Source organism: Martelella endophytica (assembly GCF_000960975.1).
GTDB classification, from domain to species: domain Bacteria; phylum Pseudomonadota; class Alphaproteobacteria; order Rhizobiales; family Rhizobiaceae; genus Martelella; species Martelella endophytica.
The window spans coordinates 83,588-107,969 of sequence record NZ_CP010803.1; the positions used below are offsets into that span (position 1 = coordinate 83,588).

Below are 24,382 nucleotides of genomic sequence, written 5' to 3' on the forward strand. Positions count from 1 at the left end.
GGAGAACGGCCGGCATCCAGCCTGAGCCGTCCATGTTTTTTGTGGCCTTTTCCCGGCCCACATGAGGCGACCTGTCCGGACGGACCGCAGGGCGGTTGTTGCGGATGAAGAGATGACACGATGCAGATCGGCATATTCGCGGTCGGAAGACTGAAGTCCGGACCGGAAAAGGACCTTGTTGCGCGCTATCTCGACCGGCTGAAGAAGACCGGCAAGGCGCAGGGGCTCGATTTTTCCAAAGTCACCGAAATCAATGAAAGCCGCGCCGGCAATGCCGCAACGCGCAAGCGCGAGGAAGCGGCGGCTCTCGAAAACATTCTTAGCCCCGAAACCGTGCTGGCGCTGCTCGACGAGCACGGCAAATCGCTCGACAGCCTTGGTTTTGCCGGGGAAATCGAGAAATTCCGCGACAACGGCAAGCGCGAGATGATCTTCGCCATCGGCGGCGCCGATGGGCTTGATCCGGCGCTGACGGAGCGTGCCGACCTCGTCATCAATTTCGGCAACATGACATGGCCGCACCAGATCGTGCGTATCCTGCTTGCCGAACAGCTCTACCGCGCCGTCACACTGATGGCCGGACACCCCTATCACCGCGCATGATTACGAATAAAGATCATCAACTGTTTGTGTGTTAAACTGTCGTTCGTCATTCGTTAACCTGTGAGCGTTCTAAATCTCCTGTCACCCACGGCGAAGACAAACTGAATGGCCCATCCGGCGGCAAAATCGGCAAGACCCAGCCTCGGCAGAGCAATCGTTCTGCTGACCGGTGCCCTGTGGCTGACCGCAGGTCCCGTTCTGGCGCAAGGTGCTGCGACCAATGCAGGGCCGGAAAAGGATTCCGAAGCGCTCGTCGACCAGCTCACCTCCGAGCGCGCCGACAAGATGGTCGAGCTCGACCGGCTGCAGTCATCGATTTCGTTGTCGAACGAGAAGATGGAGAGCCTGAAGTCCGAGATCGAGAAGCTTTCCGGCGATACGGCCAGCCTGAAACAGGCGCTCGTCGCCTCCGCCGAACGCCGGCGCAAGCTGGAAGAACAGATCGGCGCCAGCGAGACGGAGATTGCCAAACTCGCCGACGAGGAGACCGACCTGCATGCGGCGCTCAACCGCGAGCGCGATGTTCTGGCCGATGTTCTGGCGGCGCTGCAGCGTATGGGCCGCGACCCGCCGCCTGCCCTGCTGGTCTCGCCCGGTGATGCCCTCGATTCCGTGCGTAGTGCCATTCTGCTGAACGGCGTCGTTCCCGAAATGCGTGACAAGATGGAGACGGCGCTTGCCAATCTGCGCCGCCTGCAAGAGGTGAAGCAGGAGAAGGAAGCCGCCCGCGACAAGCTCGCCGCCGATCTGGACGGGCTTGCCGAGGAGCAGCAGCGCATGGACCTGCTGATCGCGGAGAACAACAAGGCAAGCGACAGCAATGCCGCCGAGCTTGCCGCAGAACAGCAGCAGGCGGAGGCGTTGGCGGCCAAGGCCGGCGACCTCAACGGCCTCATCGCATCGCTTGAGACCGACATCACCTCGGCCCGCAATGCGGCGCTCCTGGCCCGGCAGGAAGCGGAGAAGCGCGCCGAGATGACCGAGGCGCAAAAGCGGCACGCGCGTGAAGAAATGCTGGCGGGCATGCCCGACAAAAACCGCATTAGCCCCGCATATCCCTTCTCGGAATTGAAGAACCGTCTGGTTCTGCCGGTCGAGGGCGAAATTGTCAGGCAGTACGGAGACCCGGACGGCACGGGCCACGAGGCGACCGGCATTACCATTGCCGCCCGCCCCGGAGCGCTGGTAACGGCACCCGCGGACGGCACGGTGGTTTACGCCGGGCGCTTCAGGAGTTACGGAGAAATGGTCATCCTCAATGTCGGCGACGGATATCATCTCGTCATGACCGGCATGGATGGCCTGAAGGTCCATCAGGGGGATTTCGTCTTCTCGGGCGAACCGCTGGCGGATATGGGCGCCACCCGCATTGCAAGTGCGGCAACGCTGGCGCTGGAAACGGATAGGCCGACGCTCTACATTGAGTTTCGGCAAAACGGCAAACCGGTCGATTCTCACACCTGGTGGGCGGACGAAAATGATGGAAAGGCACGTAATGATACGTAGGGCAACGCTTCTGCTGGCGGGCGTCGTGATTGGCGCTTCGGCGACCGGGATTCTCATCTCGGCAGACATTCCCGCGCGCGCGGCAAGCGACGACACGACCTACCACGAAATGTCGCTGTTCGGCGATGTCTTCGAGCGCGTGCGCAGCCAGTATGTGTCGCCGCCGGACGAGAAGAAGATGATCCAGGATGCCATCAACGGCATGCTGAACGGTCTCGACCCGCATTCGAGCTACATGACGGCCGAAGAATCCACCGAGATGCGCGACCAGTCGAAGGGCGAATTCGGCGGCCTCGGCATCGAGGTGACGATGGAGGATGACGTCGTCAAGGTCGTCGCCCCGATCGACGATACGCCCGCCTCCAACGCCGGCGTGCTGACCGGCGACAAGATCATCGAGATCGACGGCGAGAGCGTGCGCGGCATGACGCTGAACGACGCGGTCGACAGGATGCGCGGCGAAGTCGGCGAGCCGATCGACATCACCATCCTGCGCGACGGCGTCACCAAGCCGATCGAGATGACCATCGTGCGCGGCATCATTCCGGTGCAGTCGGTCAAGTGGCGGGTCGAAAACGACAATATCGGCTACATCCGGCTGACCACCTTCATGAACGAGAAGCTCGATGACAGCCTCAACGAGGCGATCGAGGAGATCAAGAAAGAGGTGCCCGAGGACCAGCTGAAGGGCTATATCCTCGACCTGCGCCTGAACCCCGGCGGCTTCCTGAACCAGGCTGTTGCCGTGGCCGATACCTTCCTCGACGAGGGCGAGGTGGTTTCCACCCGCGGCCGCAACGCCGAGGAAACCCGCCGCTTTAACGCCGGCCCTGGCGACCTCACCGACGGCAAGCCGCTGATCGTTCTGGTCAATGGCGGTTCGGCATCGGCATCGGAAATCGTCGCCGGCGCGCTGCATGACCTGAAGCGCGCGACGCTGGTCGGCACCCGCACCTTCGGCAAGGGCTCGGTCCAGACCATCGTTCCGCTTGGCGAGGACGGCTCCTTGAGGCTGACGACGGCGCTCTACTACACGCCGTCGGGCACCTCTATCCAGGGCACCGGCATCGAGCCCGACATCATTGTCGAGCAGAAGCTTCCGGAAGACCTCGAAGGCCTGATCCGGCCGGAGGGTGAATCGACGCTGCGTGGCCACATCCAGGGCGACAAGGAAACCGACGAGGGCTCCGGCTCGGTCGCCTATGTCCCGCGCGACATCGAGGACGACCTCCAGCTCAAATATGCCATCGACCTGATGGAGGGCACGGAGAAGAACGACGCCTATCCGGCCGACCCCGCCAAGGCCGTCGAAAAGCTCCAGGCCGCCAAGAAGGCGGACGAGGCCAAGGCCGAGCCCGAAAAGGCAAACTGATGGACAAGAAGAAGGCCGGGTTTCCCCGGCCTTTTTTTTGCGCTCCGCTGACGCTGGCGCGCTATCGCTTCGGACGACCTAACCCGGCCGCCCCGAGGGGGCGAACTGGGCGACGAGCGTGTGCATGTCGCCGGGATAGGTGAGGTTGACCTGGGTGATCGAACCGGTGGTGTTCCAGGTGCGCCGGGCGACCACGAGACACGGCGTGCCCTCGCGCAGGTCCAGCAACTCGGCTTCCGCCCGCCCGGCGGCTGTGGCGTTGATGCGGTGTTCGGCGGCGCTCCAGGGCACCTGTTCAAGAAGCCAGGTTCCGGGCGGCGATTTCGAGAAATCGGTTTGCCGCGCCTGCGGCACCTCCGCGAGGTTGATGAGACGGTCCTCCAAGCAGAAGGGCCGACTGCCGGCGACGTGCAGACTGCGCAGATGCAGAAGCTCCTCCGGCCTCTCAAGCATGAGTCGCCGTCGGTCCGCTGCATCGGCGCTGCGGATGGCGCTTTCAATCGGGCGGAAATCATAGGCAAGACCAAGCGCCCGCACCTCGCGCTCAAGCTGATGGATCTCCATGACGGCGGAGAGCACTTCCGGCTGGCGGACATAGGAGCCGGACTTGCGGCGCCGCTCGATCAGCCCCTTGCGGACGAGTTCCGAAAGCGCCTTGTTGACCGTCATGCGCGAGCAGCCGTAATGGGCCGTCAGCTCGTGCTCGAAGGGAATGCGGGTGCCCGGCGGCCACTCGCCGGAGAGGATACGGTCCTCCACCTCCCGTTCGATGCGGGCATGCAGCGCCAGCGGGCGGCTCTCCTTCCCCTCGGCCATCCGCCTATCCCTGGCTCGCCGCGGCAATCACCTCGGCGCGGATTTCCTCGGTCAGCTTCATCCTCAGCTTGGCAAACTCCGGATCGGCCTTGAGGCGATAGTCGCGTGGGTGGGCGAAATCAACGGGCGTGACCGACGAGATCCGTCCCGGCCGCGCCGACATGGTGACGACGCGCGATGCCATGAACACCGCCTCCTCGATATCGTGGGTGACGAAGATCACCGTCTTCTTGTCCCGCTCCCAGATGCCGAGCAGAAGCTCCTGCATCAGTCCGCGGGTCTGATTGTCGAGCGCGCCGAAGGGCTCATCAAGCAGCAGGATCTTCGGATCATTGGCAAGCGCCCGGGCGATGGCCGTCCTCTGCTGCATGCCGCCGGAAAGCTGTTTCGGCCAGTGATCGGCGAAGGCCGAAAGGCCGACGCGATCGAGATAGAGATCGACCGTTTCCTTGATGGCCGAAGCCTTCATGCCCTTTTCGCGCAGGCCGAAGCCGACATTCTCGCGGATCGTCAGCCAGGGAAATAGCGTGTAGGACTGGAACACCATGCCACGATCGGCCCCCGGCCCCCTGATCTCCTTACCATCCAGATAGACAGCGCCAGTGGTCGGCCTGTCGAGGCCGGCGACGATGCGCAGAAGCGTCGACTTGCCACAGCCGGACGGGCCAAGGATGGTGACGAAATCGTTCTTTTCGAGCGTCAGGTCGGTCGGCGACAGCGCCTGCACCGGCTTTGAGCCCCGACGGCCGGGAAAGACACGCGAAATGCCTTTGACTTCGAGTTCCGGCGCGCTCATGCGAACCTCCAGGCAAAAAGATGGCGGTTCACCATCTTGAAGGCGAAATCGGAGATGAGGCCGATCACACCGATGACGATGATGCCGAAGATGATCTGCCCGGTCGCCATCAGCGCCTGCGAATTGATGATCATGTAGCCGATGCCCGATGAGGCGCCGATCAGCTCGGCGACGATGACATAGGTCCAGGCCCAGCCGAGCACGAGACGCAGCGTTTCGGCGATATCAGGGGCGGAGGCCGGCAGCAGCACGCGCCGGACGATGCCCCGGTCAGTGGCACCCAGCGTGTAGGCGGCCTCCACCAGATCGCGCCTGGTATTGGCGACATAGACCGCGACCATGAGGATGATCTGAAACACGGCGCCGATGAAAATCACCAGCAGTTTCTGCATCTCGCCGATGCCGGCCCAGAGGATCAGCAGCGGCACAAAGGCGGAAGCGGGCAGGTAGCGGGCAAACGAGACGAAGGGCTCGAGCAGCGCCTCGATCGGTTTGTAGGCCCCCATGGCGATGCCCACGGGTACGGCCACGATCGACGCCAGCACGAAGCCGCCGACGACGCGCCAGACGGTGATGCCGATATCGCCGAGAAAGCCGCGCTTCGACAAGAGCCACCAACCATCCTTCATCATGGTGATCGGATCCGCCAGAAAGGTCTTCGACACGAACCCGCCGAAGGTCGCAAACGACCAACCGGCAAAGAAGATCACGAAGAACAGGATGCCAAGCGACAATCTGAGCTTCGGACTGATAGGCTCAAGCGGTTTCATCGGGTCTCCGTGTTTGGGTGGCGGGCATGTGAGGCACTTTTCTTTGCCGGCTGGTTATTGCCGGCTTTGGAAGGAGCAAGGGCATGCAAATTTGGCAAGCCCTCACCTCCTATTCTGCGTCATCCTCGGGCTTGACCCGAGGATCCAATCACCCTTCCCCGCGAGCGACGTTGGCGTTTCCTTTTGGCAACGCCGCATCTGAACAAACCAACGCCACCCATGCGCCACGTGGCTAGATCCTCGGGCCAAGCCCGAGGATGACGCTTGCGGGAAGGACATGCCTCCAGGTCTATGCGGCTTGCCTCACTCCTGGATAAACGACGGATCGGCGAGCGTCGTCAGGTCCGGGATTTCGCGGATCACGCCGGCATCGAGCAGCAGCTGGGCTGCATCGGCCGAGAAATCGTTGAACTCGCCGCCGAAGAAGGCGATCGCGGCATCGCGGTCCTGCCATTCGAGATACTGTGCCGAGCCGGCGAACTGTTCCGCCGTCTGGTTCACGTCGGCACCCATGATCTCGTAGGATTTTTCCGGTTCGGCGGCGATCATGTCGAGCGCTTCGTAATAGGATGTGGCGATCGCCTTGGCGGCATCCGGGTTCTCCTCAAGGAAGGCCGGCGTGCAGCCGAACGTGTCCATGACCGCCGGATAGTCGAGCGTGGTCGCGATGATCTTGCCGGCGTCGGGCGCTTCGCGGACCGATGACAGGTAAGGCTCATAGGTCATCGCGGCATCGTTCTGGCCGGCGATGAAGGCCTGGGCGGCCGGACCGGGTTCAAGATTGACGACCTTGACATCATCCATCGTCATGCCGTTTTCCTTGAGGATCCAGGCGAGGTAGAAATAGGGTGAGGTGCCGGGCGCGGAGGCCGCGACGGTCTTGCCTTTCAGGTCGGCGATCGAACTGATCTCGTTACGCACCACCATGCCATCGGCGCCGTGGGACTTGTCGAGCTGGAAGATCTGCGTGGTCGGCACGCCGGCGGCGGCCCAGACGATCCAGGTCTCGACCGTCGTCGCCGCGCACTGGATGTCGCCGGAGGCCAGCGCCAGATGGCGGCTTGCCTGCGGGATCTTGACGAGATCGACATCAAGACCGTTCTTTTCAAAAATGCCCGCTTCCTTGGCGAGCGTCAGCGGCGCAAAGCCCGTCCAGCCGGACAGGCCGATCGAGACCTTGGTTTCCTGCGCATATGCGGATGTCGCCAGAGCCGAAGCTGCAATGGCGGTTGCTGCAAGCCATTTCATGTGAAGAACCCCTCTTTTACGGGCGTCTTGGCCCTTGTTGCGAGGATGCCAGTGTAGACGGGATTCGATTTTGTTGTCTAGACATAACAGACGCAGCAAACGCTGTTGTTCATCATAGAAGACCCTCATCCGGCCTTCGGCCACCTTCTCCCCAAGGGGAGAAGGGGACGGCGGAGAGGCCTTTCATCCCAGATGACTCGGCGCAAGCCGCTTTCTCCCCTCGCCCCGCAGGGGAGAGGGTGGCGCGGATGCGCCGGGTGAGGGGCGGAACCCCGGTGCTTGTTATTTTCCTCAACCAATACCGATCAGTTCCCCAGAATACCCGGCAACCTGAGGCCCATCTTCTTCGCATGGTCGATGGCGATGTCGTAACCGGCATCGGCATGGCGCATGACGCCGGTGGCCGGGTCGTTCCACAGCACGCGGCCGATGCGGCGGGCGGCATCATCCGAGCCATCGCAGCAGATCACCATGCCGGCATGCTGGGAGAAGCCCATGCCGACGCCGCCGCCGTGATGCAGCGACACCCAGGTAGCGCCGGACGCGGTGTTGAGCAGCGCGTTCAGGAGCGGCCAGTCGGAAACGGCATCGGAACCATCCTGCATGGATTCCGTTTCGCGGTTCGGCGAGGCGACGGAGCCTGAATCGAGATGGTCGCGGCCTATCACGATCGGCGCCTTCAGCTCGCCATTCTTCACCATCTCGTTGAAGGCAAGACCAAGCCGGTGGCGATCGCCGAGGCCGACCCAGCAGATGCGGGCGGGCAGGCCCTGGAAATGAATGCGCTCACGCGCCATGTCGAGCCAGTTGTGCAGGTGGGTGTTGTCCGGCAGCAGTTCCTTGACCTTCTGATCGGTTTTGTAGATGTCCTCCGGATCGCCGGAAAGGGCTGCCCAGCGGAACGGGCCGATGCCGCGGCAGAACAGCGGTCGGATATAGGCCGGCACGAAACCGGGGAAGTCGAAGGCGCGCTCGCAGCCCTCTTCCTTGGCCATCTGGCGGATGTTGTTGCCGTAATCGACGGTCGGAATGCCCATGTCATGAAAGGCGAGCATGGCTTCCACATGGGTGCGCATCGAGGCGCGCGCGGCCTTTTCCACGGCCTTGGGATCGCGCTCCGCCTTGTCGCGCCATTCGCCGAGGCTCCAGCCGGCCGGCAGATAGCCATTGACCGGGTCATGGGCAGAGGTCTGATCGGTGACGATATCGGGCCGGACGCCGCGCTTGACGAGTTCGGGAAGGATTTCCGCCGTGTTGCCGAGCAGGCCGACGGATTTCGCCTCGCCCGCCTTCGTCCAGGCATCGATCATGGCGAGCGCTTCGTCCAGCGTCTCGGCCTTTTCATCGACATAGCCGGTGCGGATGCGGAAATCGATGCGGGTCGGATCGCATTCGACGGCGAGGCAGGAGGCGCCGGCCATGACGGCAGCAAGGGGCTGGGCCCCACCCATGCCGCCAAGACCGCCGGTGAGGATCCACTTGCCCTTGAGGTCACCATTATAGTGCTGGCGGCCTGCCTCCACGAAGGTTTCGTAAGTGCCCTGCACGATGCCCTGCGCACCGATATAGATCCAGGAGCCGGCCGTCATCTGGCCGTACATCATCAGGCCCTTCTTATCGAGCTCGTGGAAGTGATCCCAGTTGGCCCAATGCGGCACGAGGTTGGAATTGGCGATCAGAACCCGCGGCGCATCGGCATGGGTGCGGAACACGCCGACAGGCTTGCCCGACTGCACCAGCAGCGTCTCGTCGTCTTCCAGCGTCTTCAGCGTGTCGACGATCTTGTCGAAATCGCCCCAGGTGCGGGCCGCGCGGCCGATGCCGCCATAGACGACAAGCTCATGCGGCTTTTCGGCGACATCCGGATCGAGATTGTTCATCAGCATCCGGAGCGGCGCTTCGGTGAGCCAGCTCTTGGCGTTGAGCTCCGTACCGGTCGGGGCGTGAATTTCGCGGGCATTGTGTCGCGGGTTGTCGGTCATGGCTTGTTCCCTCTTTTACATGCGTGCGGAAAACGACAGGCGTTCGATCCGCTCGAGAATATCCTGCAGATGGCTTCGCAGCTTTTCCGCCTTGGCCTCGTCATAGGCAAAGGGCGGCGCTTCGGTTGTCAGATGGGTCGATTGCGCCAGCTCCATCTGGATGGCGTGCACGCCGGTCTCCGGCTTGCCGTAATGCCGCGTCGTCCAGCCGCCCTTGAAGCGGCCATTGACGGCATGGTCATAACCGGGCGCATGAGCGACCACACTTTGCGCCGCCGCCTCGAATTCGGGCGCTGAGGTGACGCCGAGATTGGTGCCGATGTTGAAATCCGGCAGCTTGCCTTCAAACAGGAAGGGAATGTGCGAGCGGATCGAGTGGCAGTCATAGAGAATGGCAATGCCATGCTCCCGCCGCACCCGTTCGATCTCTGCCGCCAGCGCCGCGTGATAGGGGGAATGGAAAGCCTCGATCCGCTCCGCGATATCGGCCTCTGTCGGCTCCTCGCCCTCGTTCCAGATCGGCTTGCCGTCGAAATCCGTCTCCGGCACCAGGCCCGTGGTGTTCTGTCCGGGATAGAGGCTCGCACCAGAGGGATCGCGGTTGGCGTCAATGACATAGCGATGGAATGTCGCCTTCACTGTCGTCGCATCGGCAAGCAGCCCGTCATACAGCCGGTCGACGTGCCAGTCGGTATCGGCGAGCAGGCGGCCGTTTTCATTGAGCCGCGCCTCGATCTCCGGCGGGACATGGGTGCCGGTGTGCGGGAATCCGAGGATGACCGGCGACGAGCCATGTTTGACGATTACGGGATCAGTCATGGGAAAATATTCCTCTGTCTGGAATTCTGGCTGGCCGGCCGGCCCTCATCCGGCCTTCGGCCACCTTCTCCCCAAGGGGAGAAGGTGACGCCGGCGCCGCTCTGCCTTTCCGCTTGTTCCGGAGAGGGCTGTTTCTCTCCCCCTCGCCCCGCAGGGGAGAGGGTGGCGCGAATGCGCCGGGTGAGGGGCGGAACCCGCAGCATTGGCGAGGCCATCATACCGAAATCTCCGGCAACACCCCTGCCCCGACAGCATCGATCAGCACGCCATCGCGCACCGCCGCCGCCGCCTTCTCAAGGTCACCGGCCATGTACCGGTCGCTCTCGAGCGTCGGCACCAGCACGCGGAAGGCGGCAATCACCCGCTGCAAAGCCAGGCTGGTGACAAGCGGCGCACGCAGCTCCACGCCCTGCGCACCGCAGAGCGCCTCGATGCCGATGATGTTGGCCAGATTGTCGGTCATCGCCAGTAGCCGCCGCGCGCCGTGGCAGGCCATCGACACGTGGTCTTCCTGATTGGCCGAGGTCGGCGTGGAATCGACCGATGCCGGATGCGCCATCTGCTTGTTCTCGCTCATCAGCGCAGCCGAGGTGACCTCCGCGATCATCAGCCCGGAATTGAGCCCCGGCTTTTTCGACAGAAAGGCGGGCAGACCAAAGGAAAGCGCGGGGTCCACCAGAAGCGCAATCCGCCGCTGGGCGATCGCACCGATCTCGCAGACCGCAATGGCGATCTGGTCGGCAGCGAAGGCGACCGGCTCCGCATGGAAATTGCCGCCGGAAACGACGCTGTCGTCGAAAAGCACCAGCGGGTTGTCGGTCGCGGCATTGGCCTCGATTTCGAGCGTGCGGCCGGCCTGGCGCAGAAGGTCGAGGCAGGCGCCGTCAACCTGCGGCTGGCAGCGAATGCAATAGGGATCCTGCACCCGCTCGTCGCCATCGATATGCGAAACGCGGATTTCGGAGCCTTCGAGCAGGGCGCGCAAGCTTGCCGCCGCATCGATCTGGCCCTGATGGCCACGCAGCGTATGAATGTCCGGGTGGAACGGCGCCGGCGAACCCATCGCCGCATCGGTGGAGAGCGCCCCGGTGACGAGCGCGGTGGCGGCACAGCGGAAGGCGCGAAACAGGCCGGCAAGCGCCAGCGCGGTCGAAACCTGTGTTCCGTTGATCAACGCAAGCCCTTCCTTGGCGGCGAGCTGAACGGGCGTCAGGCCAGCTCTTTCCAGCGCTTCCCGGCCGGAAAGCCGCTCACCGGCGTAAAAGGCTTCGCCCTCTCCCATCATCACCGCAGCCATATGGGCAAGCGGCGCGAGATCGCCGGACGCGCCGACAGATCCCTTTTCCGGGATGAGCGGAACAACACCCTTTTCCAGCATGCCTTCGATCAACCGCACCAGTTCCAGCCGCACGCCCGATGCGCCGCGACCGAGCGAAATCAGCTTCAGCGCCATGATCAGTCGCACGACCTTCGCATCAAGCGGGGCGCCGACGCCGCAGCAATGCGACAGGATGAGGTTGCGCTGCAGGGTGGCCGTGTCAGCGGCATCAATCTTGATCGAGGCGAGTTTGCCGAAGCCGGTATTGATGCCGTAGACCGGCGCGTTGCCGGCCGCGATCTGGGCGATCCGGGCGGCGGCTTTTTCAATGGCTGCGTCGCAGGCGCGATCAAGCCGCACGGCATCATCGCCGCGATAGATGTCTTCCAGCGTGGCGAGCGTCACGTTGCCGGGGTTCAGGACAAGCGTCATCGCATAACCTCATCACCGGCGATATAGAGTCGGGACAGCGGATTGAAACCGATGCGGTAGACAAGCTCGGCCGGCGCATCGACATCCCAGAGGGCGATATCGGCGGCCTTGCCGGCTTCAAGCGTGCCGGTCTCGTCCGCTAGGCCCAGAGCACGGGCCGCATTGGCCGTAACGCCGATGAGGCATTCGGCAACCGTCATGGCGAACAGCGTCGCGCCCATGTTCATCGTCAGAAGCAGTGAGGTCAGCGGCGAGGTGCCGGGATTACAGTCGGTCGCGAGCGCCAGCGGAACACCCGCCTCACGCAGCGCCGCCATCGGCGGATGCTGCTTTTCCTTCAGCGTGTAGAAGGCGCCGGGCAGCAGCACCGCGACGGAACCTGCGTCTGCCATGGCCTTGGCGCCGGCCTCATCGAGATATTCAAGATGGTCGGAGGAGAGCGCCCCATAGGAGGCCGCCATGGCCGCACCACCGAGATTGGAAAGCTGCTCCGCATGCAATTTGACCGGCAGGCCAAGCGCCTTAGCCTTGTCGAAAACCGGCCGCAGCTCGTCCGGCGAAAAGGCAATGCCCTCGCAGAAGGCATCGACCGCATCGACCAGACCTTGCGCATGGGCGATCTCGAGGCCGGCAACCGCCACCTCCTCGATATAGGCGGCGTTGCGGCCCTTGTATTCCGGCGGTGTTGCGTGGGCGGCAAGCCAGGTGGTCTTGATCCGGACGGGACGAAGCGTGGCGAGGCGTCGCGCCGCCCGCAGCATCTTCAGCTCGGTCTCTATATTGAGGCCGTAACCGGACTTGATCTCGATGGTGGCGACGCCTTCGGCAAGCAGGGCGTCGAGACGCGGCAGCGCGGCTTCCACCAGCGCATCCTCGGAAAGCGCGTTGGTCGCGGTCACGGTGGAGACAATTCCGCCGCCGGCGCGGGCGATCTCCTCATAGGACGCGCCTTCAAGCCGCATCTCGAATTCCTTCGCGCGGCTGCCGCCATAAACAAGGTGCGTGTGGCAATCGATCAGCGCCGGGGTTACCAGCCGCCCGCCGCAATCGACCTTTTCGAAGCTTGCGCAGCGGTCCGGCAGGCTCGCCTCGGGGCCTGCGTAGGCGATGCGACCGTCTTCGACGGCGAGCACGCCATCAGCGGCATCAGCACTGCCGGTCATGGTGGCGATACGGGCGTTGATAAAAAGTTTCGGCGCGGCGGAAGCCATCCCTTTCCCCTTGTTGTGTTTGATTGATTATTATGTATATACATAACACAAGAACGGGCAAGAATAAAATGGGGCTGACAGCATGGCATCACACCTTTTCGCCGAAAACATTCTGACGCCAGAGGGCTGGCGCGCCAATGCGCGACTTGCCATCAAAGGCGGCCGCATCGCCGATCTCGCTTTCGATCAGACGCCTCAGCCGGGCGACGAGCGCCACGGCATCATCGTCCCCGCCATCGCCAATGTTCACTCCCACGCCTTTCAGCGCGCCATGGCCGGCCTTGCCGAGCGCCGAGGCCCTGCCAGCGACAATTTCTGGAGCTGGCGCGAGGTGATGTACCGCTTCACCTTCGCTCTTCTGCCGGACGAGGCGGAGGCGATCGCAGCCCAGCTCTATATGGAAATGCTGGAGGCCGGGTTTGCCCGCGTCGGCGAGTTCCACTACCTCCACAATGACAAGGACGGCAGTCTCTACGGCAATATCGGCGAGATGGCGGAACGCATCGCGGCGGCTGCCGGCGAAACAGGCATCGGCCTGACGCTGTTGCCGGTTTTCTATGCCCATTCCGATTTCGGCGGCGCGGCGCCGAACAATGGCCAGCGCCGCTTCATCCACGATCGCGACAGTTTTGCCCGCCTGATGGAGGCGTCCGCAAAGATCGTCTCCGGCCTCGATCACGCCGTCCTCGGCGTCGCCCCGCATTCGCTGCGGGCCGTCACCCCGGAAGAGCTCGACTTTGCCGCAAGCCTGACCGACGGCCCGGTGCACATGCATATCTCCGAGCAGACGAAGGAAGTCGACGACTGCCTTGCCTGGAGCGGCAAGCGCCCGGTGGAATGGCTGCTTGAAAACACCGGCGTCGATGGCCGCTGGTGCCTGATCCACGCGACACACATGACCGATGCCGAGACCGATGGCCTCGCAAGGTCCGGCGCGGTTGCCGGCCTCTGCCCGGTCACGGAAGCCAATCTCGGCGACGGCATCTTTCCGGCAAGCCGGTTTCTGGCCGCCGGCGGCGCCTTCGGCGTCGGCTCGGATTCCAACGTACTGATCGGCCTTGCCGACGAATTGCGCCAGCTCGAATATGCCCAGCGCCTTGGCGAGCGGGCCCGCAACGTCGTCGCCGAACCCGGCGGCACCACCGGCCGCTACCTGTTCGACGGCGCGCTTTCCGGCGGCGCTCAGGCCATGGGTATCGAGGCCGGTATTGCCGACGGCAGGCCAGCCAGCTTCTTCTCCCTCGACAATCGTGCTGCCCCCTGGCTCAGCGAAGACCAGTCCCTGGACGGCTTCATCTTCGCCGGCCAGGTGAAGCCCGACTGCGTCTGGGCCAATGGCGTCAAGCAGGTCGAAGGCGGCCGGCATATGAAGCGCGCAGCGATCGAGGCGCGGTTCCGCAAGGCGATGACGGCGCTGATGGCACGGAGCGGCTGAGGTTTCTGACCTTAGCGTCTCCGGCGCTCCGCCACGCTTTGCGGCGAGAGCGGCTGGATCCTCGGGTCAAGCCCGAGGATGACGCTTGAGCAAGGGGCCGCCCGCTGGCTAAAACAGGAAATACCGCTGGGCCATCGGCAGAACGTCAGCCGGCTCGCAGGTGAGCACGACGCCGTCGGCGCGGACCTCGTAGGTTTCCGGGTCGACGGAGATGTCCGGCGTGGCGGAGTTGTGGACCATCGAGGCCTTGGAGATGCCGCCGCGGGTGTTTTTCACCGGCAAAAGCTGCTTGGCGACACCGAGCTTGTGGGCAAGGCCGGCGTCGAGCGAGGCTTCGGAGACGAAGGTGACCGAGGAATTGGTGCGCGCCTTGCCGTATGCGCCGAACATGTAGCGGTAATGCATCGGTTGCGGCGTCGGGATCGAGGCATTGGGATCGCCCATCGGGGCTGCGGCGATCGAGCCGCCGAGCAGCACCAGATCCGGCTTCACGCCGAACATGGCCGGCCCCCACATCACCAGATCGGCGCGCTTGCCCACCTCGACCGAGCCGATTTCGTGGGAAAGCCCGTGGGCGATGGCCGGATTGATCGTGTATTTGGCGATATAGCGCTTCACCCGGAAATTGTCGTTCTCGCCGGTTTCTTCCGGCAGGCGACCGCGCTGACGCTTCATCTTGTCGGCGGTCTGCCACGTGCGGATGGCAACCTCGCCGACGCGGCCCATCGCCTGGCTGTCCGACGAGATGATCGAGAAGGCCCCCATGTCATGCAGGATGTCTTCCGCAGCGATCGTTTCCTTGCGGATGCGGCTCTCGGCGAAGGCAATGTCTTCCGGGATCGACGGCGAAAGGTGGTGGCAGACCATCAGCATGTCGAGATGCTCGGCGATCGTGTTCCTGGTATAGGGCCGGGTCGGATTGGTGGATGACGGGATGACGTTGGGAAGGCCGCAAATCTTGATGATGTCGGGCGCGTGGCCGCCACCGGCACCTTCGGTGTGGAAGGCGTGAATGGTGCGGCCCTTGAAGGCGCTCACCGTGTCCTCGACGAAACCGCTTTCGTTCAGCGTGTCGGTGTGGATCATCACCTGCACATCGTATTTGTCGGCAACCGAGAGGCAGTTGTCGATCGCAGCCGGCGTCGTGCCCCAATCCTCGTGCAGCTTCAGCGACGAAGCGCCGCCAAGCACCATCTCCTCCAGCGCGCCGGGAAGCGAGGCATTGCCCTTGCCGGCAAAGGCGAGGTTCATCGGAAAGGCATCCGCCGCCTGGATCATCCGCTCGATATGCCAGGGACCGGGCGTGCAGGTGGTGGCAAGCGTGCCGTGGGCCGGTCCGGTGCCGCCGCCGAGCATGCAGGTGAGCCCGCTCATCAGCGCTTCCTCGATCTGCTGCGGGCAGATGAAGTGGATATGAGCGTCCATGCCGCCGGCGGTGATGATCTTGCCTTCGGCCGCGATCGCCTCGGTGCCCGGTCCGACGATGATATCGACGCCGCCCTGCGTATCCGGATTGCCCGCCTTGCCGATGGCGCAGATGCGCCCGTCCTTGATGCCGATATCGGCCTTCACGATGCCCCAGTGATCGATGATCAGCGCATTGGTGATGACGATGTCGACAGCGCCTTCCGCACGCGTTGCCTGGGATTGACCCATGCCATCGCGGATCACCTTGCCGCCGCCGAACTTCACCTCGTCGCCGTAGTGCGTGAAATCCTTCTCCACCTCGACGAAAAGCTCGGTATCGGCCAGACGAACCTTGTCGCCGGTGGTCGGACCGAACATCGAGGCATAAGCGGCGCGGGACATTTTAAAGGGCATGGAATCCTCCTTGACGCGGGCTCAGGCCGACGCGCCGTCGTGAAGCACAGGCTTCAGGCTGCGGGGGTCGACATCATCGAGGCAATTGACGTTGATGGCGGTCATCTCAGTTCCGTCCGGCCCGGTGGCGTAGGAAAAGCTCTGAATGCCGCAGGTCTTGCAGAACAGATGATGGATATGATGCGTGTTGAACAGATATTCGGTGACACTGTCGCCACCCTTGTTCAGCGTGAAGTTCGAGCGCGGGGCGAATGTCAGCACCGAACCGAGACGCCTGCAGCGCGAACAATTGCAGGCGACCGTGTGATCGAGATCGGCCTCGACATCAAAATCGACAGCGCCGCACTGGCAGCTTCCGTGATAGTGCTGAACCGCCATTATCAGAGCTTTCCCATGATTTGCTGACGGAAGCCATAGACCGTGCGATTGCCGGCGAAGGGAACCAGGGTCACGTCGCGGGTCTGGCCCGGCTCGAAGCGCACCGCCGTGCCGGCGGGGATATCAAGCCGCATGCCGCGTGTCTTTTCACGCTCGAAATCGAGGCCGGGATTGGCCTCGAAGAAATGGTAGTGGCTGCCGACCTGCACCGGCCGGTCACCGGTGTTCGAAACAGTGACCGTGACCGTCGGAAGGCCAGCATTGATCTCGATTTCGCCATCGGCGGTTATGAGTTCACCGGGTATCATCAAAGTCTCCTCAAGCAAGCTGGCGGGGGCCGCAGCCTTCCGCCTTCAGCACACGCACCGTGGACGCCGGATCTTTCGCAAGAGAGGCTGCGGGCCGGATCGGGCGCGGGGCGAAATTGCCACCGCAATTCGGGCACACGCCCTTCAGCACATCCTCCACGCAATCGCGGCAGAAGGTGCATTCGTAGGTGCAGATCATCGCCTCGGTGCTTTCCGGCGGCAAATCCTTGTCGCAACATTCGCAATTGGGGCGAAGATCGAGCATATCCCTGCCTCAGCGGATCGGTTCGTGCACGGTCACCAGCTTGGTGCCGTCCGGGAAGGTCGCTTCCACCTGGATATCGTGGATCATCTCGGGGATGCCATCCATCACCTGGTCGCGATTGATAACATGGGCACCGGCCTCCATCAGCTCGGCAACGGGGCGGCCGTCGCGGGCGCCCTCGACGACGAAATCGGAGATCAGCGCGATCGCTTCCGGATAGTTGAGCTTCACCCCGCGCTCCAGCCGGCGCCGGGCCACCATGGCGGCCATGGAGATCAACAACTTGTCCTTTTCACGCGGCGTCAGGTTCATGCGTCGTTCCTCGATTTCACAGATGCCAGACTTTCGGCAGATTCTCGCCGTCCCGCAAGACCCGTAGTGCCGGTATAAGGCTTTTTCTCAGGGCATAGCCATCGGCCGCGACAATACGCGCGACCAGCTTGCCGTTCCATTCGCTCGCCCCGGCTGCAGCCGTGCCGAGTGCCTCGCGCACCTTGGGCATCAGCGCCTCGGCGCGGGGCCCGAAGTAGAGCAGCGTCGCAAAGGCGACATCGCCGCCGAGCACCGCCGTCTGCGCCACCAGGTTTTCGATATCGCCGGTCATGCGCACGTCCTCGGCGTGGATCAACGTGCCGGAGCGGCGGACCCGCCAACGATCGCGGAAATTGCCGTAGCGCACCGCCTCGCCCATTGCCTTGCGGCCGAGCAGTACCGCCTCGATGGCCAGAAATTCGGCATCTTCCGCCAGGTCGACATCGAGCCTGCGATTGAGCGAGGCATCGTCAAACAGGATCGTCTCCTGCGGCAGCCAGTCGAGCCGGGCGCTGCCCTCGACGCGCAGTTCCGTATCGATCGACGCGGGGCCGCTGTCGGATTTGTAGATCTTCTCGCAGGCCTGGGTGGTGACCGTCAGTGCCGTGCCGGCTTCCGCTGCCATGACCCATTGCAGCCGGTCGCCGCCGGTCAGCCCGCCGGAGGTGTTGATCAGTACGGCCTCCATACGGCCGTCGAAGCTTTCGGGAATGCGGATCTTGGCCGCGCCATCCTGATAGAGTTCGTCGAGGCGCGTGCGCCCGCGCGAATACTTGGCCTTCACCTCGCCTCGTCCGAAGGTCCGCTGCGGGCTGGCCGGCATCATGGGCATCAACACCCCGCTTTCGGGCACGCTTTTTCCTGGCCGCATTCTCTCGCACCGATCATTGTTATTTCTTCCCCGTCTGTGGTTCACCGAGGAAAAAGCAAGTTTCGTGCCGCTCGAGGGAGACTTTTCTTTTTCTCCCGCAGCGTCCGGCGAATACGGCAGGATGATCCGATCACATGAGCGTTATTGCAGCAACTGCCGTTTCGATGCGCACATTTTCTCCGCAGCCTGCGTGCGGAAGCATCAAACCGTCAGATGCCGGCGCGCTTCGGCCGTATCGAGCGTCTCGGCCGGGCCCTGATGGACGATCTCGCCGCGGTCCATGATATAGACCTGGTCGGCGAGTTCACGGCAGAAATCCAGATACTGCTCGACCAGCAGGATCGCCATGCCGGTGGTGTCGCGCAAGTATCGGATGGCGCGGCCGATATCCTTGATGATCGAGGGCTGGATGCCCTCCGTCGGCTCGTCCAGCACCAGGATCTGGGGCCTGGTGACCATGGCGCGGCCGATGGCCAGCTGCTGCTGCTGGCCGCCGGAAAGATCGCCGCCGCGTCGCGACAGCATGGTCTGCAGCACGGGAAACAGGCTGAAGATATCGTCCGGTATGGTCCGGTCGCTCGACTTCAGCGGCGCAAAGCCGGTCTCGAGGTTTTCGCGCACCGTCAGCAGCGGAAAGATCTCGCGACCCTGCGGCACATAGCCAACGCCGCGCTTGGCGCGCCTGTAGGGCGCCAGACCGTCCAGCGGCTCGCCCTGAAAGGCAATCGAGCCACCGGAGATCGGATGCTGACCGGTCACCGCCCGGAGTAGCGACGACTTGCCAACACCATTGCGCCCCAGCACGCAGGTAATCTTGCCCATCTCGGCGGAAAGCGACACCCCACGCAAAGCCTGGGCCGCGCCGTAATGGAGGTTGACGTTTTCAATGGTCAGCATGGCGATGTACCTTTTTCGCAAGGGAAGGATGCCGGCAGGCCGAAACCAGCCGCCTGGATCCTCGGGTCAAGCCCGAGGATGACGCATTAGGGACGGAATGCGCCTTCTCGGCACATGCTATTGCGGAGGACAGGGATGCTGAGTTCGCTTTGACAAACCCGCCCTTCCCATAGGCGTCATCCTCGGGCTTGACCCGAGGATCCAGGCAGGTGCGCACTGTAGAACCGACCTCAGCGATCATCATCCCCTCACCGCCCCAGATAATTCTCAATGACCTTCGGGTCGTTCGACACGAAATCGATCGACCCTTCGGCGAGCACCGAGCCCTCGGCCAGGCAGGTGACCTTGACGCCGAGGTCGCGGACGAAGCCCATGTCGTGCTCGACGACGACGACGGCGCGGGTCTTGGCGATCTCGCGCAGGAGACGGGCGGTCTCGACGGTCTCGGCATCGGTCATGCCGGCGACGGGCTCGTCGACCAGAAGCAGCTTGGGCTCCTGCGCCAGGAGCATGCCGATCTCGAGCCATTGTTTCTGGCCGTGAGACAGATAGGCGGCGAGTTCGTCCTTGCGGTCCGTCAGCCGGACGATTTCAAGGATTTCCTCGATCCTGTCGCGATCCTCACCGGTGAGCGCATAAAACAGGGTGGAGAACACCCCGCGCCTGCGGTTCAGCGCCAGCTCGAGATTGTCCCATACGGTGTGGCCTTCGAACACGGTCGGCTTCTGGAACTTGCGGCCGATGCCGAGCTGGGCAATGTCGGCCTCGTCCTTGCGGGTAAGGTCGATCGTGTCGGAGAAGAAGACCTCGCCGGTATCCGGCCTCGTCTTGCCGGTGATGATGTCCATCATCGTCGTCTTGCCCGCCCCGTTCGGGCCGATGACGGCCCGCAATTCGCCAGGCTCGATGACGAAGGAGAGGCTGTTCAAAGCCTTGAAGCCGTCGAAGCAGACCGAGACGTTATCGAGATAGAGCAGGCTCTTGGCGCGTTTTTCCTGCGGGCTCATCGGGCAGCCTCCTCGGTCGCGAGCGTATCCATGCCGCTTTCGGCTTCTTCCGAATGACGAAGACGATCGTCGGTGTCGCCCGCCGCCTTGCGTCCGGCAAACCGCCCGGCGATGGTGCCGACGATGCCCTTCGGCAGGAACAGGGTTACGGCGACGAACAGGCCGCCGAGCGCGAACAGCCAGAATGCGGGGAAGAGTCCGGTGAAGATCGTCTTGCCGCCATTGACGAGAACGGCGCCAATGATCGGGCCGATCAGCGTTGCCCGGCCGCCGACAGCGGTCCAGATGACGACCTCGATCGAGTTTGCGGGTGCGAATTCGCCGGGGTTGATGATGCCGACCTGCGGTACGTAGAGCGCACCGGCAACGCCCGCCATCATCGCCGAGACGACAAAGGTGAAGAGCTTGTAGTTTTCGACCCGATAGCCGAGGAAGCGCACCCGGCTTTCGGCATCGCGCACGCCGACCAGCACCTTGCCGGCCTTGGAGCGGACGATCGCCGAGGCGATGAACAGGCCGATGGCGAGGAAGATCGCCGAGGCCGCAAACAGCGCCGAGCGGGTCGTATTGGCCTGCACCGAGAAGCCGAGGATGTCCTTGAAGTCGGTCAGGCCGTTATTGCCGCCGAAGCCCATGTCGTTGCGGAAGAAGGCGAGCAGCAGCGCATAGGTCATCGCCTGGGTGATGATCGAGAGATAGACGCCGTTGACACGGGAGCGGAAGGCGAACCAGCCGAAGGCGAAGGCAAGCGCGCCCGGCACCAGCAGCACCATCAGCATGGCAAACCAGAACATGTCGAAGCCATGCCAGAACCAGGGCAGCGACTTGTAGTTCAGGAACACCATGAAATCGGGCAGGATCGGGTCGCCATAGACGCCGCGCGGACCGATCTGGCGCATCAGATACATGCCCATCGCGTAGCCGCCGAGCGCGAAGAAGGCGCCGTGGCCGAGCGAGAGGATGCCGCAGAAGCCCCAGACGAGATCGAGCGAGAGCGCCAGCAACGCATAGGTCAGGTATTTGCCGAACAGCGACACCAGATAGGTCGGCACGTGGAACGGACTGGATGCCGGGATCAGCAGGTTGAGCACCGGTACCAGCAATGCCACACCGAGAAGGATGGCAATCGCGATGATGACTTTGCGATCGAGCGAGCGAAGCAGATAAGAGGTGATCATGATTCCACCGCCCTTCCCTTGAGCGCGAAGAGACCGCGCGGCCGCTTCTGGATGAAGAGGATGATGAAGACGAGAACGAGGATCTTGCCGAGCACAGCGCCGGCATAGGGCTCGAGGAACTTGTTCAGGATGCCGAGCGAGAAGGCGCCGACGAAGGTGCCCCAGAGATTGCCGACACCGCCGAAGACCACGACCATGAATGAGTCGATGATGTAGGACTGGCCGAGATTGGGCGAGACGTTATCGATCTGCGACAGCGCCACGCCGGCAAGGCCGGCGACGCCGGAGCCGAGCGCGAAGGTGAAGGCATCGACCCAGGGGGTGCGGATGCCCATGGAAGCCGCCATGCGACGGTTCTGAGTAACCGCGCGCATCTGCAGGCCGAAGGCGGAGCGCTTCATCAGCAGCAGAAGGCCGGCGAAGACAGCAAGCGAGAACAGCACGATCCAGAGGCGAGACCAGGTGATCATCAGCCCGCCGAGATCGAACGAGCCGGACATCCACGAGGGGTTGCCAACTTCGCGGTTGGTCGGCCCGAAGATCGTGCGCACCGCCTGCTGCAGGATCAGCGACACACCCCAGGTGGCGAGCAGGGTTTCGAGCGGGCGGCCGTAGAGGAAGCGGATCACGCCGCGCTCGATGACGAGGCCGACGGCACCGGTGACGATGAAGGCGATCGGCAGGGCGATGGCAAGCGACCAGTCGAAAAGGCCAGGATAGGAGGTGCGGATCACCTCCTGCACCATGAAGGTGCAATAGGCCCCGATCATCACCATCTCGCCATGAGCCATGTTGATGACGCCCATGACGCCGAAGGTGATGGCAAGGCCGATGGCCGCAAGCAGCAGAACCGAACCGAGCGACAGGCCGTACCAGACATTCTGAGCAGCATCCCAGAAGGCGAGCCGCTTTTCGATCTTGGCCTGAGCGGCATCCACCTCGTCCTGCAGCTCGGGTTCGAGGCTGCCGCGGGCAGAGAGAAGGATGGAGATGGCATCGCGACCGCCAATGGCGACGATGTCGTCGATCGCATCTGCCTTGGCTTCAATGCTGCGACCGGAATTGAGGATCGAGACGGCGCGGGCCTGTTCCAGCGCGGAAGAAACCTCGCCGTCTTCCTCGGTCTCGAGCGCCTGCTCGATCAGGGCGAGATTGTCCTCGCTCGGCGCGCTCATCATCGCGCGGGCGGCCGAAAGGCGGACATTGCGGTTGTCGCTCATCAGCGTCAGCCCGGCGATCGCACCATCGATCGCGCGGCGGAGGTTGTTGTTGACGCCGACCTTTTCGAGGTCGCGTTTGGCGACTTCGCCGGCTTCCTCCCCGGTCAGCGGATCAACCAGAAGCAGATTGCGGCTTGATGACGCCTTGCGGGTGATGAAGACCTTGCCGTCGTCCTCGCGGTAATAGAGATCACCGGCCGAAAGCGCATTGAGAACGGGAACGATGTCGCTGTCGCCGGTGGCGGCGAGTTCCTTGACGATCTCCTCCGTCTGGCCATAGCCCGATGAGGTGGCGAACCGGTTGATCTTCGCCTCGAGGTCGTCAGCGGCCCAAGAAGGAAGGGACGCACATGTCAGAATGAAAATGAATGCTAGAAAGACAGTCCTGAAATAGCGCATGCAATAAAGCGATGACATGTGCGCCCCCGAATTGGGCGATCGCTCACGCGATCGCCACCCCTGTTCATCGGGCGCGTTTTGTCGCGCCCGATACCGATATTCAGATTACTGGGCAGCCATGCCGCCGCACTGGCCGGTCTCGACATTGAAGTTGCCGCATGACATCGGCGCGCGCCAATCGGAGATCAGGTTCTTCGAGTCGGGCAGGAAGTCGGACCAGGCATCACCCGCGACGAGGCCGGGGGTCTCGTAGACGATGTCGAACTGACCGTCATCCTGGATCTCGCCGATCAGCACCGGCTTGGTGATGTGGTGGTTCGGCATCATTGCCGAGTAGCCGCCGGACAGGTTCGGTACCGAAATCCCGACCATGGCGTCGATGACGGCGTCCGGATCGGTGGTGCCGGCCTTTTCGACCGCCTTCACCCACATGTTGAAGCCGATATAGTGGGCTTCCATCGGGTCGTTGGTCACGCGGGCATCGTCGCCGGTATAGGCATGCCAGGCATCGATGAAGTCGTAGTTGGCATCGGTATCGACGGACTGGAAATAGTTCCAGGCGGCGAGATGGCCGACCAGCGGCGCGGTATCGAGACCGGCAAGCTCTTCCTCACCGACCGAGAAGGCAACGACCGGAATATCGGAAGCCGAAATGCCCTGGTTGGCGAGTTCCTTGTAGAACGGCACGTTGGCGTCACCGTTGATGGTGGAGACCACCGCCGTCTTCTTGCCTTCCGAACCGAAGTTCTTGATGTCGGAAACGATCGTCTGCCAGTCGGAGAAGCCGAACGGCGTGTAGTTGATCATGATGTCTTCTTCGGCAACGCCGTGGTCCTTGAGGTAGGCCTCCAGGATCTTGTTGGTCGTGCGCGGATAGACGTAGTCGGTACCGGCCAGAACCCAGCGCTCGACGCCTTCGTTCTCCATCAGGTAATCGACGGCAGGAATGGCCTGCTGGTTCGGCGCCGCACCCGTGTAGAACACGTTGCGCTGGCTTTCCTCGCCCTCATACTGGACGGGGTAGAACAGGATGTTGTCGAGCTCCTCGAACACCGGCAGCACGGACTTGCGCGACACCGAGGTCCAGCAGCCGAACACGGCGGCAACCTTGTCCTTCTCGATCAGCTCGCGCGCCTTTTCGGCAAAGAGCGGCCAGTCGGAGGCCGGGTCGACGACGACGGCTTCAAGCTGCTTGCCGAGAAGGCCGCCCTTCTCGTTCTGCTCTTCGATGAGCATCAGCATGGCGTCCTTCAGCGTCGTTTCCGAAATCGCCATGGTGCCCGACAGCGAATGCAGGATACCGACCTTGATCGTGTCTTCCTGGGCGAAGGCACCGAAGGCGGTACTGGCGGCAATCGTGGTGCCGAGCGCGGCAGTCGCAATGATGTTTTTGAAATTCATGATTTCCCCTCAACAAA

At 63.1% G+C, this 24,382-nt stretch carries 23 protein-coding genes; 4 read left to right on the plus strand and 19 right to left on the minus strand.

Annotation, left to right across the window (positions count from 1 at the left end):
• Positions 1-120: 120 nt before the first annotated feature.
• From rlmH to TM49_RS00415, 3 genes are all read left to right on the plus strand, one after another.
• A complete protein-coding gene (rlmH, locus tag TM49_RS00405) occupies positions 121-603 on the plus strand; it encodes a 23S rRNA (pseudouridine(1915)-N(3))-methyltransferase RlmH (RefSeq protein WP_045679058.1) in 483 nt (160 codons plus the stop codon).
• Between the two features lie 105 nt (positions 604-708).
• Positions 709-2,109 (plus strand): murein hydrolase activator EnvC family protein, encoded by a 1,401-nt coding sequence (locus TM49_RS00410; RefSeq protein ID WP_045679059.1) that lies wholly within the window; start codon positions 709-711, stop codon positions 2,107-2,109.
• Positions 2,099-3,481: a S41 family peptidase gene (locus TM49_RS00415; RefSeq protein ID WP_045679060.1), complete on the plus strand. Its 1,383-nt coding sequence runs from the start codon at positions 2,099-2,101 to the stop codon at positions 3,479-3,481. The genes TM49_RS00410 and TM49_RS00415 overlap by 11 nt, the downstream gene beginning before the upstream one ends.
• A gap of 78 nt (positions 3,482-3,559) precedes the next feature.
• On the opposite strand, the gene hutC is transcribed toward TM49_RS00415, so the two are convergent.
• The 8 genes from hutC to hutI all read right to left on the minus strand — a co-directional run bounded on the left by hutC (position 3,560) and on the right by hutI (position 12,873).
• The gene (gene hutC / locus TM49_RS00420) at positions 3,560-4,297 is read right to left on the minus strand and encodes a histidine utilization repressor (protein WP_045679061.1); all 738 of its coding nucleotides are present in this window, start codon (positions 4,295-4,297) and stop codon (positions 3,560-3,562) included.
• A gap of 4 nt (positions 4,298-4,301) precedes the next feature.
• Complete coding sequence (locus TM49_RS00425; protein WP_045679062.1) at positions 4,302-5,093, minus strand: ABC transporter ATP-binding protein; 792 nt, start codon at positions 5,091-5,093, stop codon at positions 4,302-4,304.
• Positions 5,090-5,863, minus strand: a complete 774-nt coding sequence (locus tag TM49_RS00430; RefSeq protein WP_045679063.1) for an ABC transporter permease — start codon at positions 5,861-5,863, stop codon at positions 5,090-5,092. Before TM49_RS00430 ends, TM49_RS00425 begins: the two co-directional genes overlap by 4 nt.
• Positions 5,864-6,166: 303 nt before the next feature.
• A complete protein-coding gene (locus TM49_RS00435) occupies positions 6,167-7,111 on the minus strand; it encodes an ABC transporter substrate-binding protein (RefSeq protein ID WP_045679064.1) in 945 nt (314 codons plus the stop codon).
• Positions 7,112-7,416: 305 nt separating this feature from the next.
• Entirely contained in the window at positions 7,417-9,093 is a 1,677-nt protein-coding gene (hutU, locus tag TM49_RS00440; protein ID WP_045679065.1) for a urocanate hydratase, read from the minus strand.
• 15 nt (positions 9,094-9,108) lie between these two features.
• Positions 9,109-9,912 carry an N-formylglutamate deformylase gene (hutG, locus tag TM49_RS00445; protein WP_045679066.1) on the minus strand — a complete coding sequence of 268 codons (804 nt, stop codon included), beginning with the start codon at positions 9,910-9,912 and terminating at the stop codon, positions 9,109-9,111.
• 214 nt (positions 9,913-10,126) lie between these two features.
• Entirely contained in the window at positions 10,127-11,662 is a 1,536-nt protein-coding gene (gene hutH / locus TM49_RS00450) for a histidine ammonia-lyase (RefSeq protein ID WP_045679067.1), read from the minus strand.
• Entirely contained in the window at positions 11,659-12,873 is a 1,215-nt protein-coding gene (gene hutI, locus TM49_RS00455; protein ID WP_045679068.1) for an imidazolonepropionase, read from the minus strand. The genes hutH and hutI overlap by 4 nt, the downstream gene beginning before the upstream one ends.
• Positions 12,874-12,955: 82 nt before the next feature.
• Here hutI and TM49_RS00460 point away from each other — a divergent pair, with 82 nt between their 5' ends.
• Positions 12,956-14,308, plus strand: a complete 1,353-nt coding sequence (locus TM49_RS00460; RefSeq protein ID WP_045679069.1) for a formimidoylglutamate deiminase — start codon at positions 12,956-12,958, stop codon at positions 14,306-14,308.
• Positions 14,309-14,416: 108 nt separating this feature from the next.
• Here TM49_RS00460 and ureC read toward each other — a convergent pair whose 3' ends face one another.
• The 11 genes from ureC to urtA all read right to left on the minus strand — a co-directional run bounded on the left by ureC (position 14,417) and on the right by urtA (position 24,365).
• Complete coding sequence (gene ureC, locus TM49_RS00465) at positions 14,417-16,129, minus strand: urease subunit alpha (RefSeq protein ID WP_045679070.1); 1,713 nt, start codon at positions 16,127-16,129, stop codon at positions 14,417-14,419.
• Positions 16,130-16,150: 21 nt separating this feature from the next.
• Positions 16,151-16,507, minus strand: a complete 357-nt coding sequence (locus TM49_RS00470; protein WP_045679071.1) for a GFA family protein — start codon at positions 16,505-16,507, stop codon at positions 16,151-16,153.
• A 2-nt stretch (positions 16,508-16,509) separates the two neighbouring features.
• Positions 16,510-16,815: an urease subunit beta gene (locus tag TM49_RS00475; protein ID WP_045679072.1), complete on the minus strand. Its 306-nt coding sequence runs from the start codon at positions 16,813-16,815 to the stop codon at positions 16,510-16,512.
• Between the two features lie 10 nt (positions 16,816-16,825).
• Positions 16,826-17,080, minus strand: a complete 255-nt coding sequence (locus tag TM49_RS00480; protein WP_045679073.1) for a DUF1272 domain-containing protein — start codon at positions 17,078-17,080, stop codon at positions 16,826-16,828.
• A 9-nt stretch (positions 17,081-17,089) separates the two neighbouring features.
• Positions 17,090-17,392, minus strand: a complete 303-nt coding sequence (locus TM49_RS00485) for an urease subunit gamma (protein WP_045679074.1) — start codon at positions 17,390-17,392, stop codon at positions 17,090-17,092.
• 16 nt (positions 17,393-17,408) lie between these two features.
• On the minus strand, positions 17,409-18,224 hold the full coding sequence (locus TM49_RS00490) for an urease accessory protein UreD (RefSeq protein WP_045679075.1): 816 nt from the start codon (positions 18,222-18,224) through the stop codon (positions 17,409-17,411).
• Positions 18,225-18,464: 240 nt separating this feature from the next.
• Entirely contained in the window at positions 18,465-19,160 is a 696-nt protein-coding gene (gene urtE, locus TM49_RS00495) for an urea ABC transporter ATP-binding subunit UrtE (RefSeq protein WP_045679076.1), read from the minus strand.
• A 248-nt stretch (positions 19,161-19,408) separates the two neighbouring features.
• Positions 19,409-20,167, minus strand: a complete 759-nt coding sequence (gene urtD, locus TM49_RS00500) for an urea ABC transporter ATP-binding protein UrtD (RefSeq protein WP_045679077.1) — start codon at positions 20,165-20,167, stop codon at positions 19,409-19,411.
• Positions 20,164-21,345: an urea ABC transporter permease subunit UrtC gene (gene urtC, locus TM49_RS00505; RefSeq protein WP_045679078.1), complete on the minus strand. Its 1,182-nt coding sequence runs from the start codon at positions 21,343-21,345 to the stop codon at positions 20,164-20,166. The genes urtD and urtC overlap by 4 nt, the downstream gene beginning before the upstream one ends.
• Positions 21,342-22,982, minus strand: a complete 1,641-nt coding sequence (gene urtB / locus TM49_RS00510; RefSeq protein WP_244464767.1) for an urea ABC transporter permease subunit UrtB — start codon at positions 22,980-22,982, stop codon at positions 21,342-21,344. The genes urtC and urtB overlap by 4 nt, the downstream gene beginning before the upstream one ends.
• 87 nt (positions 22,983-23,069) lie before the next feature.
• Complete coding sequence (gene urtA / locus TM49_RS00515; RefSeq protein ID WP_045679080.1) at positions 23,070-24,365, minus strand: urea ABC transporter substrate-binding protein; 1,296 nt, start codon at positions 24,363-24,365, stop codon at positions 23,070-23,072.
• Positions 24,366-24,382: the final 17 nt, after the last annotated feature.

Coding starts and splice junctions, on each gene's coding strand:
- TM49_RS00435 (WP_045679064.1), bottom strand. CDS start 7,111: ATGAAATGGCTTGCAGCAACCGCCATTGCAGCTTCGGCTCTGGCGACA.
- TM49_RS00475 (WP_045679072.1), bottom strand. CDS start 16,815: ATGATACCCGGTGAACTCATAACCGCCGATGGCGAAATCGAGATCAAT.
- TM49_RS00415 (WP_045679060.1), top strand. CDS start 2,099: ATGATACGTAGGGCAACGCTTCTGCTGGCGGGCGTCGTGATTGGCGCT.
- TM49_RS00460 (WP_045679069.1), top strand. CDS start 12,956: ATGGCATCACACCTTTTCGCCGAAAACATTCTGACGCCAGAGGGCTGG.
- hutI (WP_045679068.1), bottom strand. CDS start 12,873: ATGGCTTCCGCCGCGCCGAAACTTTTTATCAACGCCCGTATCGCCACC.
- hutC (WP_045679061.1), bottom strand. CDS start 4,297: ATGGCCGAGGGGAAGGAGAGCCGCCCGCTGGCGCTGCATGCCCGCATC.
- hutG (WP_045679066.1), bottom strand. CDS start 9,912: ATGACTGATCCCGTAATCGTCAAACATGGCTCGTCGCCGGTCATCCTC.
- rlmH (WP_045679058.1), top strand. CDS start 121: ATGCAGATCGGCATATTCGCGGTCGGAAGACTGAAGTCCGGACCGGAA.
- urtA (WP_045679080.1), bottom strand. CDS start 24,365: ATGAATTTCAAAAACATCATTGCGACTGCCGCGCTCGGCACCACGATT.
- ureC (WP_045679070.1), bottom strand. CDS start 16,129: ATGCCCTTTAAAATGTCCCGCGCCGCTTATGCCTCGATGTTCGGTCCG.
- TM49_RS00430 (WP_045679063.1), bottom strand. CDS start 5,863: ATGAAACCGCTTGAGCCTATCAGTCCGAAGCTCAGATTGTCGCTTGGC.
- hutH (WP_045679067.1), bottom strand. CDS start 11,662: ATGACGCTTGTCCTGAACCCCGGCAACGTGACGCTCGCCACGCTGGAA.
- TM49_RS00485 (WP_045679074.1), bottom strand. CDS start 17,392: ATGAACCTGACGCCGCGTGAAAAGGACAAGTTGTTGATCTCCATGGCC.
- TM49_RS00410 (WP_045679059.1), top strand. CDS start 709: ATGGCCCATCCGGCGGCAAAATCGGCAAGACCCAGCCTCGGCAGAGCA.
- urtB (WP_244464767.1), bottom strand. CDS start 22,982: ATGTCATCGCTTTATTGCATGCGCTATTTCAGGACTGTCTTTCTAGCA.
- hutU (WP_045679065.1), bottom strand. CDS start 9,093: ATGACCGACAACCCGCGACACAATGCCCGCGAAATTCACGCCCCGACC.
- urtE (WP_045679076.1), bottom strand. CDS start 19,160: ATGCTGACCATTGAAAACGTCAACCTCCATTACGGCGCGGCCCAGGCT.
- TM49_RS00425 (WP_045679062.1), bottom strand. CDS start 5,093: ATGAGCGCGCCGGAACTCGAAGTCAAAGGCATTTCGCGTGTCTTTCCC.
- urtC (WP_045679078.1), bottom strand. CDS start 21,345: ATGATCACCTCTTATCTGCTTCGCTCGCTCGATCGCAAAGTCATCATC.
- TM49_RS00490 (WP_045679075.1), bottom strand. CDS start 18,224: ATGCCCATGATGCCGGCCAGCCCGCAGCGGACCTTCGGACGAGGCGAG.
- urtD (WP_045679077.1), bottom strand. CDS start 20,167: ATGAGCCCGCAGGAAAAACGCGCCAAGAGCCTGCTCTATCTCGATAAC.
- TM49_RS00470 (WP_045679071.1), bottom strand. CDS start 16,507: ATGGCGGTTCAGCACTATCACGGAAGCTGCCAGTGCGGCGCTGTCGAT.
- TM49_RS00480 (WP_045679073.1), bottom strand. CDS start 17,080: ATGCTCGATCTTCGCCCCAATTGCGAATGTTGCGACAAGGATTTGCCG.